The organism is Caulobacter vibrioides OR37, assembly GCF_000372645.1.
Taxonomy (GTDB): Bacteria; Pseudomonadota; Alphaproteobacteria; order Caulobacterales; family Caulobacteraceae; genus Caulobacter; species Caulobacter vibrioides_E.
Genome location: NZ_APMP01000046.1, coordinates 1 through 12839, shown reverse-complemented (window position 1 = coordinate 12839; position 12839 = coordinate 1). Strand labels below are relative to the sequence as shown.

Below are 12839 nucleotides of genomic sequence, written 5' to 3'. Positions count from 1 at the left end.
CCCCTCCACCGCCGTTCGGCGGTCCCCCTCCCCCATACGGGGGAGGAGAGATCCCTCCTCCGCCCCCGCTTGGGGGCGGACAGACCTGCGTCAGCAGGTCAGGTGGGGGCCTGTGCTGAGCCCGCCTCAGTTCACCTGCCGCTCGCGGCCTTCCCAATAGGGCGCGCGCAGTTCGCGCCGCAGGATCTTGCCCGAGGCGTTGCGCGGCAGGGCCGGCACGAAATCGACGCTCTTGGGCGCCTTGAAGCCGGCGATCCGCGACCGGGCGAAGGCGATGATATCGGCCGCGTCCGGGGTGACGCCGGGCTTGGGCGCGACCACCGCCTTGACGGCCTCGCCCCACTTGTCGTCGGGGACGCCGATCACCGCCACCTCGGCCACGTGCGGATGCCCATAGACGGCGCTCTCGACCTCGGCCGGATAGATGTTCTCGCCGCCCGAGATGATCATGTCCTTCACCCGGTCGTGGATGAAGAGGTAGCCGTCCTCATCCAGGTAGCCGGCGTCGCCGGTGCGTAGCCAGCCGTCGGCGTCGATGGTCTTCTTCGTCGCCTCGTCCAGCTTCCAGTAGCCGGCCATGTTGGCCAGAGAGCGGATCGCGACCTCGCCCACCGTCCCGGCTGGCACGCTGTTCCCGGCCTCGTCGATCACCTTGATCTCGACGCCCGGCATCGGCAGGCCCGCCGCCCTCATGCGCGTGTTGCCAGCCGGGTCGTGGTCCTCGGGCGGCAGATAGACCACCGTGCCGGTCGTCTCGGTCATGCCGTACTGCTGGACGAAGCCGCAGCCGAACACCTCCATGCACTCGCGCAGCAGGTCCAGCGGGATCGGCGCCGCGCCATACAGGATGTGCGACAGGCGCGAATAGTCGACCTCGCGGGCCCGGGGCAGCCGCACCACGATCTGAAGCGCCGCCGGCACCATGAACATCTTCGAGACGCGGTCCTTCTCGATGAAGTCCAGCACCTTGGTCGGGTCGAACTCGCGGGCCACCACGCCCTTGGCGCCGTTGAAGAGGCCCACGAGGCCCCATCCGGTGCCGCCGATATGGGCCACGGGCATGGCCACCAGGCTGACGTCGTCGGGACCCCACTGGTTCCAGTCCAGCGGCCTCAGCGCGGCCTCGCGGCGCATGGCCAGCATGTTGTCGTGGGTCAGCATCGCGCCCTTGGGCCGACCGGTGGTGCCCGAGGTGTAGAGCTGGATGGCGATGTCGGATGTCTTGATCGGCGTCATCGGATCCGTGTCCGGCTGGGCGTCGCGCCAGGCCTCGAAGGTCCGGTGCTCGCCGGCGCCCTCGGCCTCCATGGCGATCACCACGGGACGGTGGGTCAGCTCGGCCGCGACCGCCTCGACATGGCCGATCAGCTCCGGACCAACGAAGACCAGCTTGGCCTCGCTGTCGCCGACGATATAGGCGATCTCGGGCGCGGCCAGGCGCCAGCCGATCGGCGTGGTCACGACCCCCGCCTTGGCCGCGCCGATCAACAGCTCGAAATAGTGGTCGCTGTTCTTGCCGACATAGGCGACGCGGTCGCCGACCTTGAGGCCCGCCGCGATCAGGGCGTTGGCCACCTGATTGGTGTGGCGGTCGAAGTCGGCGAAGCTGGTCTCCCGCCCCTCGAACACCAGGGCCACGGCGTCCGGCCGCGCCTCGGCATGATAGCGGGCGACGTCGCCCAGGGTCCTCATGCGGTCGAAATCGATCGCGTCCGCCATCCACGCCACTCCCTCGCCTGGCGGCCGCTTCTCTGGCCCCGTCCGTCGGGAGGGGTGGCGGCCGCTCAAACGAATGTTGGGCCAGGCTCGGGCGCGCGACAAGCCCCCGCCGCGCCGGGCGCGGTCACCGCCACGCGCGGACGCCGACGACGAAGGCGGTGCTCCCCGCCCGCTCGCCGACCGGCGTCAGCGCGCCGAAGGTCCGCTCCCGGACGACGCCGACATAGGGCGCGAATTCCCGCGTGATCTCGTAGCGCAGGCGCAGGCCGCCCTCCAGCCGCCCCGCGCCCGCCTCGGCCAGGTCGGCCTCGACGCGCGGCTGCAGGACCAGCTTCTGGGTCAGGCGCAGGTCATAGGCGCTCTCGCCCCTCGCCGAGACCTTGCCCCGGTCGGACAGGAACACCGCCCCGTCCAGCTTGATCCAATAGGGCGCGACGCCCTCGAAGCCGACCGTGGCGTAGCTTCGTCCCCGGCCGCCCCCTTGGCGGACCAGGTCGTAGCGGACGCCGGCCTGGAGATCGAAGTACGGCCCCGCCGGCCAGGCCTTCAGCACCTGGGCCTCGCCGCGTTCCCAGCCCCCATCGCCCTTCTCAGTGTGGTCCGCGCGCTCGCCCCGCGCCTTGACCACCCAGTGGGAAGCGTCGCCGCCCCACCAGGCCTCGCCCTCGACGCTTTGGCCGTCGGCGCCGTCGCGGGCGCGATATTCCAGCTGGTCGAGGCGAACGGTCCAGGCTTTGACGCCGCCGTGCTCCTTCATCAGCTGGGCGCGAGCGGCGGCCATGGCGGCCGGCGAATAGACCCGCTCGGCCGCGTGGTCGGTCGGGATCGGCGGCGGCTGGGTCTCGTCGGCGGGCGCCGCCGGCGTCGCCATGGCCGGCATGTCGTGGCCGGCGTGCTGTTCGACCTGGTCGACGAAGAGCATCAGGCCTCTCCGTCCAGCGGCCGCACGGTGACGACGTTGAACATGCCGGCGTGCATGTGCAGCAGCAGGTGGCAGTGGAAGGCCCAGTCCCCCGGCTCGCTGGCCGTCAGGTCGAAGGCGACCTTGCCGCCCGGCGCGACATTGACCGTGTGCTTCAGCGGCGGCCGCTCTTGCCCGTTGACCAGTTCGAAGAAATGGCCGTGCAGGTGGATCGGGTGGGCCATCATGGTGTCGTTGATCAGCACCACCCGCGCCCGCTCATTCCGGCGGAAGGCGATCGGCTTTTTCAGCGGTCCGAACGCCTGGCCGTCGAACGCCCACATGAAGCGCTCCATGTTGCCGGTCAGGTGGATCTCGACGGTCCGCTCCGGCGGCCGCGTATCGGTCGGCGGATGCGGGCTGGCCAGCGCGCCATAGGTCAGCACCGCATGGCCGACGTCCTCCAGGCCCTGGGGCGGTTCGGAGAGCCGGTCCAGGGGCATCGGCGAGACCGTCTGGACGCCCGGCGTCAGCGGCAGGTTCGGCGCGTTGGCCTGGGACCGCATCGACATGTCCATGCCCGGCATGTCCATGCCGCCATGCCCCATCGCGCCCATGGTCCCCATGCCCATGTCCTTCATGGTCGCCAGGGGGCGCTCGCGAAGCGGCGGGACCGGGGCGGTCATGCCGGGGCGCGGCGCCAGGGTGGCGCGGGCCAGGCCGGAGCGGTCGGAGGCCTCGGCGACCAGGGTGAACGCCTTGTCCTGGGTCGGCCGCACGATCACGTCGAAGGTCTCGGCGGGGGCGATCTGGAATTCGTCGACCGTCACCGGGTTGACCGGCTGACCGTCGGCGGCGACGACCTCCAGCGACAGGCCCGGGATCCGGACGTTGAAGATGGTCATGGCCCCGGCGTTGATGAAGCGTAGCCGCACCCGCTCGCCCGGCGCGAACAGACCCGTCCAGTTGTCGCCCGGCCCATGGCCATTGACGAGATAGGTGTAGGTCGAGCCCGTGACGTCCAGGATGTCGGTGGGATCCATCCGCATCCAGGCCCATTCCACGCGGTCCTTGAGCGGTTGGTCCCGGCCCTTCAGCAGGCCGGCCACGGTCTGTTTCTGGTGGTTGAAATAGCCGGACTGGGCCTTCAGCTTACGGATCAACTGGTGCGGATGCAGGAAGCTCCAGTCCGACAGCACCACCACGTGCTCGCGGTCGTAGGGGATGGGGTCCTCGCCCGCCGGGTCGATGATGATCGGGCCATAGTGGCCGACCTGCTCCTGCAGGCCCGAATGGCTGTGCCACCAGTAGGTCCCGCTCTGGCGCACCGGGAAATCGTAGGTGAAGGTCTCGCCCGGCTTGATCCCCGGAAAGCTGACGCCCGGCACCCCGTCCATGGCGAAGGGCACCAACAGGCCGTGCCAGTGAATCGAGGTCTCCTCGTCCAGCGTGTTGGTCACCGCCAGCCGGACGCGCTGGCCTTCCTTCAGGCGGATCAGCGGACCGGGGATCGTGCCGTTGACCGCGACGGCGTGGCCCGTTCGGCCGTCGATGCTGGCCATCGTATGGCCGACGGTCAGCTTGATCTCGTCGCCCGACAACGCCTCGGGCGATCGGCCGCCCTGAGCCGCCATCGCCCAGCCCGGCAGCAGCCCGGCCGCGCTCAGCCCCAGAGCGCCGCGCAGCAAGGTCCGTCGATCGAGAGGCGTCATCGTCTATCCGTATTCCAACGCGGGCCCATGACAAGACAGGGAGCGCTTTCCAAGACAGGGGGCACTTGGGTATCACGCTGACCATGTCCAAGAGCACGCCCGCCACGATCGCACTCGCCAAGGCCGGCGTCGCGTTCGACCTGCATACGTATGACTACGATCCGGGCGCCGAGCGCGTGGGTCTGCAGGCCGCCGAGGCGCTGGGCGAGGACCCGCGCCGGGTGCTCAAGACCCTGATCGTCCTGCTGGACGGCAAGCCCGCCTGCGCCATCCTGCCCTCGGACAAGGAGGTCAGCATGAAGAAACTGGCCGCCGCCCTGAAGGGCAAGTCGGCGGCCATGGCCCCGGTCCCGGACGCCGAACGGATCACCGGCTACAAGGTCGGCGGCGTCAGTCCCTTCGGCCAGAAGAAGCGCCTGCCCACGGTGATGGAGGCGGCCGCCCTCGCCGAGCCCTATGTCTTCCTCAACGGCGGCCAGCGCGGCCTGCAGGTGAGGCTGGCCCCCGCCGACGCGGTCAAGGCGCTGGGGGCGGCGACGGCGGCGATCGTCGCGGACTAGCGATGGCGCTGATCAAGATCCTCGTCGTCATCGCGGCGTTCGGCTCCGCCCTCGTGCAATACGCGCTCAAGCTGACCATCGAGCGCGAGGCGCGATATCTGCGCGACACCGGCAAACGCCAGGACGACCGCCGCCTGGACCTCCCCGAGGTTTCGCTACGCCCCGCGCCCAGCCTGAACCTCCTGTGGGGCTCGACGGCCGGCCTGCCGAGCTCGCTCAGGACAAACGTCGGATTCTACCGGATCATCACGGCGGTCATGCTGGCGTCGGGCGTGGCCGCGCTGGTCCTCTTCAGTCACCGATGACACGGCCGCTTGAAATCCCGCGCGCTTCTCGCCTATAAGCCGCGCCTCCTGGTCTGGCTGGGTAGCTCAGATGGTTAGAGCGGTGGATTCATAACCCACAGGTCGGCGGTTCGATCCCGCCCCCCGCCACCAGGATTTGCGTGCTTCCCTCGCTTTCCGCCAATCACCCGCCCGGCAGCGTGCCCGGACGGATGTAGGCGAACATGTGCGGCACCCAGTCGGCCTTGCCCAGCGGAACGCCCTTGTGCCGCAGGATCGCGTAGGCGGTCGTCAGGTGGAAATAGACCTGGGCGAAGCCCCAGTCGCGGACGAACTGCTCGCCCGTCATGTCGAACGCCATGCCGTTGGGCAGCTTCAGCTCGACCGCCTTGTCCTTGGCCGCGTCCAGCGCCGAGGCCGGCGCGGCCTCGAGCCGGGCGATGGCGTCGGTCAGCTGGGCGCGCAGGCCGTCGAAGTCGGTCGCGTCCTCGGCCGGCGCGAACGAGTCGGCGCCGGTCAGGTGGCGCAAGAGGTCGCTGGCCTGCACGCAGACGAAGCGCACCTGGGTCGACAGCGGGAACATGTCCGGCGCCAGGCGCGCGCCGATCAGGTCGGCCGGCGCCAGGCCGGTCTCGGCGGCGAAGGCCTCGCCCTTGGAAAGCTGGCCGATCAGGCCCTTCATCATGTTGACGTAGGTCGGGACGGCGATCGCGTGCAGGTCCATGGGAGTCCTCCTGTTTGGGCGGGAGATAAGCCGACCCCGAGGCGGAACGCCAGGGGCATCCCGGGTTCGTCGGTCAAACTCAAGCGCGGTTGGTCGAAAGCACCCGAAATCGCCGAAAACAGAACGCGGGCTATCTCGATTTCGGCCGTCTGTCGGCTCGGCGCCCTCGACGCCGGGCTTCAAAAGGGGCAAATCCGCCTCGGGCCCGCTTCGTCCCTCCTCGGCGCCCGAAAGCTTGATCCATGTCTCACGTCGAACCGTCGTCCCTGGTCCTGATTCCCGGCGCCACGCCGCTGGCCGACTGGAAGGCGATCTATCGCGGGGCGACGCCGCGCCTGGCGCCGGACGCCTGGCCGGCGATCGCGGCCAGCGCCGCCGCCGTCGCGCGCATCCTGGCCAAGGGCGAGCCGGTCTATGGGATCAATACGGGCTTTGGAAAGCTGGCCAGCGTCCGCATCGGCGACGCGGACCTCGAGACCCTGCAGCGCAACATCGTGCTGTCCCACTCCGCCGGCGTCGGCGCGCCCTCCCCGGTCCCGGTGATCCGGCTGATGATGGCCCTGAAGCTGGCCAGCCTGGCGCAGGGCGCCTCGGGCGTCCGGGTCGAGACCGCGCGGATGCTGGAGGCGATGCTGGCCCAGGGCCTGACGCCGGTGGTCCCCTGTCAGGGATCGGTCGGCGCCTCGGGCGACCTGGCCCCGCTGTCGCACATGGCCGCGACGATGATCGGGGTGGGCGAGATCTTCGTCGGCGGCGCGCGCCTGCCGGCCGCCCAGGCCCTGGCGGCGGCGGGCCTGACGCCCTTGACCCTGGGACCGAAGGAGGGCCTGGCCCTGCTGAACGGCACCCAATTCTCGACCGCCAACGCCCTGGCGGGCCTGTTCGAGGCCGAGCGCCTGTTCCAGTCGGCCCTGGTCACTGGCGCGCTGTCGACCGAGGCGGCCAAGGGCTCGGACACGCCGTTCGATCCGCGCATCCACGCCCTGCGCCGCCACGCCGGCCAGATCGAGACCGCAGCGGCCCTGCGCGCGTTGATGGCCGGCTCGGCGATCCGCGCCTCGCATCTGAAGGCCGACGAGCGCGTGCAGGATCCCTATTGCCTGCGCTGCCAGCCGCAGGTGATGGGCGCGGCGCTGGACATCCTGCGCCAGGCGGCCGCGACGCTGGAGACCGAGGCCAACGGCGTCTCGGACAACCCCCTCATCTTCCCGGAAGCCGACGAGGCCCTGTCCGGCGGCAATTTCCACGCCGAGCCGGTCGCCTTCGCCGCCGACATCATCGCCCTGGCCGTCTGCGAGATCGGCTCGATCGCCGAGCGCCGCGTGGCCATGCTGGTCGATCCGGCGCTGTCGGGACTGCCGGCCTTCCTCACGCCCAAGCCAGGCCTGAACTCCGGCTTCATGATCCCGCAGGTCACCGCCGCCGCCCTGGTGTCGGAGAACAAGCAGAAGGCCTATCCGGCCAGCGTCGATTCGATCCCGACCTCGGCCAACCAGGAGGACCACGTCTCGATGGCCGCCCACGGCGCGCGGCGCCTGCTGGACATGGTCGAGAACGCCACGGCGGTGCTGGGGATCGAGCTGCTGGCCGCCGCGCAGGGCTGCGACTTCCACGCGCCGCTGACGTCCAGCGCGGCGCTGGAGGCCGTGCGCGCCCTGGCGCGCGGCCAGGTCCCGCCCCTCGCCGACGATCGGCATTTCCATCCGGACATGGAGGCGGCCAGCGCCCTGATCCGTTCGGGCGCGGTGATCGCGGCGACGGCGGCGGACCTGCCCGGGATCGGCTGACGCCGCCCGGCCTTACTTGCGCTTGGGCGAGTACGGCTTCTGCGCCCGCCAGGCCTCGGCGAACTTTTCCAGGTCCTGGTCGACCGTGTCGGGCAGGGTCACCACCAGGCGGGCCAGCAGGTCGCCGCGCTTACCCTTGGCGTCGGAAAGACCCCGCCCCTTCAGGCGCAGGGACTGGCCGCTGTTGCTGCCCTTGGGCACGTTCAGCATGACATTGCCGTCCGGCGTCGGCGCCTCGACCTTGCCGCCCAGCACCGCGTCGGGCACCGAGATCGGCAGGTCCATAACCAGGATGTCGCCCTCGCGGCGATAGATGGGGTGCGGCTTGACCGCCAGCTCGATCAGCGCGTCGCCGGGACCGCCTCGGCCGGGACTGCCCTGCCCCTTCAGGCGCAGGGTCTGCCCCTCCTGGGCGCCCACCGGGATGGTGACGTCGATCGTGCGGCCGTCCGAGAAGGCCACGCGCTTCTTGCCGCCCTTGATCGATTCCTCGAGGTCGATGTCCAGCCGCGCGCGCACGTCCGAGCCGCGCGTCGAGAACCCGCCGCCTCCGCCGCCGAAGGGGCCGGCCCCGCCGCCGCTACGGAACATGCCGCCCAGGATTTCCGACAGGTCGATGTCGGGGCTGTCGTCCGTGCGGAAGCCGCCGCGTCCAAAGCCGCCGCTGGCGCTGAACGGGCCGTTGCCCGGCTGGCCGCCGAAACCGCGCATGGTCTCGCGACCGTCGGCGTCGATCTGGCCCAGGTCGAACTTCTTGCGCTTTTCGGCGTCGCCCAGGATGTCGAAGGCCGCGCTGACCTGCTTGAAGCGCTCCTCGGCCTTCTTGTCCCCGGGATTGGTGTCCGGATGATACTGCTTGGCGAGCTTGCGGAACGCCTTGCGGATCTCGTCCGCGCTCGCGGTGCGGGAAACGCCGAGTTCCTGATAGGGGTCGCGCGCCAAGGAAGGTCCTCTGGAAAACTGTGGGGTTGCGTAACGCCCTCCATCTAGAACGTCCAGCGCGGCGCGCAAGGCCCCATGTGATAAATTTACCACAGACCTGTCGTCGCGGCGCTTCCCCAGCCGTACAGGGCCGAGCCCTGGCGGATCTCGACGCGGGCGGCGGGCGACGGCGCGTGGGCCGCGCGGGCGGCGGCGGCATAGACGAAGGCCGGCCCGGTCATCTCGACATCCATCAGCACCGCCTCGCCGTCCAGCACCCGGACGCGGAAGCGGTCGGCCCCGGCCTCGCTCGGGACCTCGCCGTCCCAGACGTCGCCGCCCAGGCGGGCGCGGCGGATCCAGGTCACGCGGAAGTCGTCGCCGATCCACCGCGTCCGGACGTGGGCGGGGGCCAGGGGCCGCAGGGCGCGCGCCGTCCAGGTCGCCGCCGCCTCGGTCATGGCCGGACCCGAGGGCGGACCTCCGGCCGGCGCGGCGCGCACCATCAGCGGCGTCCCGCGCTCGAAGGCGGCGACCTCCATCGGGACCACCGCCTCGTCCAGCAGCACCACCGGCGCGCCGGCCGGGATCGTCGCGGGCGTCGCCACGCCGTCGCGCTGGCCGCGCAGCAGGCCCGACAGCCGCCAGACGTCCGGCGCGATCAGCTGGGCGGTCTGGAAACCGACCACCTCCCAAGCGCCGGATGGGGTCCGCACCGCCAGGGCGTTCTCGCCGGCCAGCACCGCCGACAGCGGCGCGGAGGCCAGGCTCCGCCCCTCGATCCGCGCGGTCAGGGTCGCCGAGCCGCCCAGGCGATGCGGCGAGCCGGGCGCCAGGTCGGTCAGGGTCAGGCCCACAGTGGCCGGCGCGGCAACGCGGCCGCGGACCGTCAGCAGGCCGGCGTCGGCGCCGGCATGGACGTCCAGCGGCCGCCAGGGCTCGGCCGCCGCCGCGATCCGGGGCCGCGCGTCTTCGGTCCCGTCGCAGGGCAGGTCCAGCACATGCAGCACCGGCGGCGCGGCCGGCTCGCGCGGCGGGGCGGGCGTCCAGTCGACGGCCGGCGAGACGCCCGCCACGCCGACCACCGGCGCCAGGGCGGCGCGGGGATGCTCGTCGAGATCCAGCCGCAGCACGCGCCAGGTCTCGCCGTCCAGCGCCAGTCGGTCGCCGGGCTCCAGCCGCAGGGCGGCCGAGGGCGACAGGCGGACAATCCGCGTGCGCCGCGCGGCCGCGTCGCCGTCCAGCATCCGCCGCGCCGCCGCCTCGGCCTCGGCCGCCGCCAGCACGATCGGCGCGTCGGCGTCGCGGGTCCCCCGCCCCGTCTCGCGCCGGGCGATCAGCGCCCCGATCTGGTAGTCGCGCGCGGCGTCGATGAAGCGCAGGCGCAGGGCCTCGACGGCGGGCTCCAGGGTCTGGGTCTCGACCTTCAAGGGCCCGTCGTCGGGCAGGACCAGGTCGTCCTCCGACAAGGCCAGCGCCGCGCGTCCCGCGCGGGCCGCCATCCTGACGTGGTCGCCCCGCTCGACCGGGTCGAGGGCGAAGGCCTCGGTCAGCGGCGCGAGCGCGTCGCGCAGGCGCATCGGCCGGTCGACGACATAGCCGCCCACCGCGCCGCTGGCCTCTCCCGGATCGATCGCCACCCCGGCCCGCGCCGCCAGGGCCTGGATCAGGTCGGGCAGCGGCGCGATCCCGGTCCGGCCGGTCAGCCAGTGGCCCAGCACCCAGTTGCCCCCGTCCGCCCAAACGTCCGAGCGCGCCGGGAAGTCGGGGAACGGCCGGGCGTCCCAGCACCAGGCGCTGGCGGCCTCGATCATCGGCCCGCCATAGATCGGCGAGACGGGATTGGCCGCCGGCTCCTCCAGCCAGGCCAGCACCGTCTCCAGATAGCGCCGCTGGCCAAAGTCGTCGCGCTCGCCCGTCGAATAGGGCGGCAGGAAGCTCTCCGAGCTCTTGGGATCGATAAAGAGGTTGGGCGCGTTGGCGCCCTTGTCGACGGCGGGGCAGCCGAACTCGGTCAGGCGGATCGGCTTGGACTTCGGGACCCAGGCCGTCGGCGTCGCCGAGCGCGCGCCGCCGGGGCGGTCGTGGTGCGGGTTGCTCCACCAGGACAGCAGGTCCTTGGCCCGCCAGATCCACGGCTCGCCATGGGCGCCGTCGGTGATCGGGGTTCGAGCCTGGGCGTCGCGATCGGCGGGGCTGGCGTAGAACCAGTCGAAGGCCTCGCCGCCCGTCAGCCCGGCGCGCAGATAGGCCGGGTCATGCGGCCCCAGGAAGCCGGCCGCCGCGTCGCGATGGCCCTCGCCCTCGCGCCAGTCGGTGACCGGCGGATACCAGTCGACGCCGACGAAATCGATGTTCGGATCGGCCCACAGCGGGTCCAGGTGAAAGACCGCGTGGCCGCCGCCCGGCTGGTGGCCGAAATATTCGCTCCAGTCGGCCGCGTAGCCCAGCTTGGTCGCGGGACCGACGACGGCGCGGACCTCGGCCGCCAGCGCCTTCAGCCGGGCCACCGCCGGATAGGTCCCGCCCGCGCCGCGCGTGGTGGTCAGGCCGCGCAGCTCCGACCCGATGACGAAGCCGTCGACGCCGCCGGCCTGGGCCGCCAGCCCGGCCTGGTGCAGCACCATGCGGCGCAGGCCCCAGGTCCCGTCGAAGAAGGCGTCGACCTGGGCGCTCGCCGCCGCCGTCCCGTCCGTCCCGGCCTCGCAGGCAATGCGGCCGCGCCAGGGATAGGCGGCCTGGCCCGCGGGCGGGTCCATCAGGATGAACGGATACAGCGTCACCTTCAGGCCGCGTCGCTTCAGCTCGGCGATGGCCTGCAGCACCACCGCGTCGGCGGGCGTGCCGCCATAGGCCGGGGCGCCGTCCTTCAGCGAGACCAGATGGGCGTCGGCGCGACCGACGCCCGCGACGCTCCAGGCCAGCGGCAGGGTCTCCTTGGTCCTGTGCTCGACGCCCGGCCGGATCTCGCATTGACCGCAGCGCAGGTCGGTACCGAACCAGGCCACGACCAGCGTGACGTGATCGACGTTGGGCAGCTGCGCCTGAAGCTGGTCCAGCGCCACCACCAGATCGGGGCGCCCCTCGGCGTTGTGGACGCTCTCCGAGGCGGTCCGCGTCAGCCCCTCGCGGCGCAGCACGGCCTCCGTGGCGTAGACGAACTCGCCCGCGCCGGGGATCAGGCAGACGCCCTTCAGCCGCTCCTCCAGGCCGACGGTCCCCGGAACGCGCGGCCGGCGGAACACCTCGAACGACAGCTGCGGCGGGCGATTGCCGTAGGCCTCCAGCGGCAGGTCCTCGAACACCACATAGGCCAAGCCGCGATAGGCCGGCGCCGCGCCTTCGACGGCTGTTATCAGCGGATCGGGCGCCTGGTCCTCGCGGCCGAGGTGAACGCGCATCGTCACGCCGGTCATGTCCATGACCTTGCCGTCGGCCCAGACGCGGCCGAGGCCGTCGATCGGACCTTCGGCCACGGCGACCGCGAACGACAGGCTATAGGCGTAGGCGCTGGTCTTCTGGCCCTTGGAGCCGCCCACCCGGCCCTCGATCCGGCGCTCGCGGAACCGCGCCGCCCAGATCACCTGGCCGCCGACCCGGGCGCGACCGAAGACGCAGGGCAGCGGCGCGCCCTCGGCCGCGCCGGTCAGGCGCAGCTCGGGAAGGCGCGGGCCGACCTGGCGCGCGGGGGTCAGGGCGCCGACCACCGCCTGGTCGACCATCGCGCCCAGCGTCGCGCCGGCCACGGCCCCGACGGGCCCGCCGAGCGCCGCGCCAACGCTGGAAAGGATCACTTGGGCCATGGCTGGGCTCCTTCGCGCACGGGAAATCTGAACGCGGCCGCCAGGCGCTCGCGCCACCATCGGCCCAGCGCGCTCTCGACGCAGGCCCGGCCCCAATAGGCGTGGATCATGCGGTCGGGACCGGACTGGATCGCGCAGTGCTTGGCGACCGCGCCCGGCGCCATGCGAAAGACGAGGACGTCGCCGGGTTCGGGGACATCGACGGGGATCAGCCAGCGGGCGAAGGCCTCGAGCAGCAGCTCGCGCCCGCCGGTCTCGGCCCAGTCGGGGCGGTAGGGCGGCGGCGCCTCGGGCTCGCCCCCGCGCACGGCCCGCCAGACGCCGCGCACCAGGCCCAGGCAGTCGCAGCCCGCGCCCAGCGTCGAGGCCTGATGGCGGTACGGCGTGCCGAGCCACAGGCGGGCGTGGGCGAGGACGTCGGGGCGCGC

Annotated in this window: 10 protein-coding genes and 1 tRNA gene; 4 read left to right on the top strand and 7 right to left on the bottom strand. The window is 72.0% G+C overall.

Features of this window, described 5'->3' with window-relative positions; genetic code table 11:
- Nucleotides 1-126 precede the first annotated feature (126 nt).
- The 3 genes from OR37_RS20130 to OR37_RS20120 all read right to left on the bottom strand — a co-directional run bounded on the left by OR37_RS20130 (nt 127) and on the right by OR37_RS20120 (nt 4332).
- Entirely contained in the window at nt 127-1719 is a 1593-nt protein-coding gene (locus OR37_RS20130; RefSeq protein WP_004624769.1) for a fatty acid--CoA ligase, read from the bottom strand.
- A gap of 124 nt (nt 1720-1843) precedes the next feature.
- The gene (locus tag OR37_RS20125; RefSeq protein WP_004624768.1) at nt 1844-2641 is read right to left on the bottom strand and encodes a copper resistance protein B; all 798 of its coding nucleotides are present in this window, start codon (nt 2639-2641) and stop codon (nt 1844-1846) included.
- Nucleotides 2641-4332 carry a copper resistance system multicopper oxidase gene (locus OR37_RS20120; protein ID WP_004624767.1) on the bottom strand — a complete coding sequence of 564 codons (1692 nt, stop codon included), beginning with the start codon at nt 4330-4332 and terminating at the stop codon, nt 2641-2643. The genes OR37_RS20125 and OR37_RS20120 overlap by 1 nt, the downstream gene beginning before the upstream one ends.
- Before the next feature lie 83 nt (nt 4333-4415).
- Between OR37_RS20120 and ybaK the strand changes: the two genes are divergently transcribed.
- From ybaK to OR37_RS20105, 3 genes are all read left to right on the top strand, one after another.
- Nucleotides 4416-4892: a Cys-tRNA(Pro) deacylase gene (gene ybaK / locus OR37_RS20115; RefSeq protein ID WP_035017793.1), complete on the top strand. Its 477-nt coding sequence runs from the start codon at nt 4416-4418 to the stop codon at nt 4890-4892.
- 2 nt (nt 4893-4894) lie between these two features.
- On the top strand, nt 4895-5197 hold the full coding sequence (locus OR37_RS20110; protein ID WP_004624765.1) for a hypothetical protein: 303 nt from the start codon (nt 4895-4897) through the stop codon (nt 5195-5197).
- Nucleotides 5198-5252: 55 nt separating this feature from the next.
- Nucleotides 5253-5329 (top strand) — tRNA-Met (locus tag OR37_RS20105).
- A 31-nt stretch (nt 5330-5360) separates the two neighbouring features.
- Here the strand turns inward: OR37_RS20105 and OR37_RS20100 are convergent.
- Nucleotides 5361-5900 carry a DUF1993 domain-containing protein gene (locus OR37_RS20100; RefSeq protein ID WP_004624764.1) on the bottom strand — a complete coding sequence of 180 codons (540 nt, stop codon included), beginning with the start codon at nt 5898-5900 and terminating at the stop codon, nt 5361-5363.
- 242 nt (nt 5901-6142) lie between these two features.
- On the opposite strand from OR37_RS20100, the gene hutH reads away from it, so the two are divergent.
- Nucleotides 6143-7687 (top strand): histidine ammonia-lyase, encoded by a 1545-nt coding sequence (hutH, locus tag OR37_RS20095; RefSeq protein ID WP_004624762.1) that lies wholly within the window; start codon nt 6143-6145, stop codon nt 7685-7687.
- A 12-nt stretch (nt 7688-7699) separates the two neighbouring features.
- On the opposite strand, the gene OR37_RS20090 is transcribed toward hutH, so the two are convergent.
- The 3 genes from OR37_RS20090 to OR37_RS20080 form a co-directional block, all read right to left on the bottom strand.
- A complete protein-coding gene (locus tag OR37_RS20090) occupies nt 7700-8629 on the bottom strand; it encodes a DnaJ C-terminal domain-containing protein (protein WP_004624759.1) in 930 nt (309 codons plus the stop codon).
- 86 nt (nt 8630-8715) lie between these two features.
- Complete coding sequence (locus OR37_RS20085; RefSeq protein ID WP_004624758.1) at nt 8716-12411, bottom strand: baseplate multidomain protein megatron; 3696 nt, start codon at nt 12409-12411, stop codon at nt 8716-8718.
- Nucleotides 12399-12839 (bottom strand): NlpC/P60 family protein (locus OR37_RS20080; protein ID WP_004624757.1); only part of this gene is annotated, 441 nt, incomplete at its 5' end. The genes OR37_RS20080 and OR37_RS20085, both read right to left, overlap by 13 nt.

Bases quoted from the DNA above. Each gene is read 5' to 3' on its own strand.
- OR37_RS20120 (WP_004624767.1), bottom strand. From the start codon at position 4,332: ATGACGCCTCTCGATCGACGGACCTTGCTGCGCGGCGCTCTGGGGCTG.
- OR37_RS20100 (WP_004624764.1), bottom strand. From the start codon at position 5,900: ATGGACCTGCACGCGATCGCCGTCCCGACCTACGTCAACATGATGAAG.
- ybaK (WP_035017793.1), top strand. From the start codon at position 4,416: ATGTCCAAGAGCACGCCCGCCACGATCGCACTCGCCAAGGCCGGCGTC.
- OR37_RS20085 (WP_004624758.1), bottom strand. From the start codon at position 12,411: ATGGCCCAAGTGATCCTTTCCAGCGTTGGCGCGGCGCTCGGCGGGCCC.
- OR37_RS20130 (WP_004624769.1), bottom strand. From the start codon at position 1,719: ATGGCGGACGCGATCGATTTCGACCGCATGAGGACCCTGGGCGACGTC.
- hutH (WP_004624762.1), top strand. From the start codon at position 6,143: ATGTCTCACGTCGAACCGTCGTCCCTGGTCCTGATTCCCGGCGCCACG.
- OR37_RS20125 (WP_004624768.1), bottom strand. From the start codon at position 2,641: ATGCTCTTCGTCGACCAGGTCGAACAGCACGCCGGCCACGACATGCCG.
- OR37_RS20110 (WP_004624765.1), top strand. From the start codon at position 4,895: ATGGCGCTGATCAAGATCCTCGTCGTCATCGCGGCGTTCGGCTCCGCC.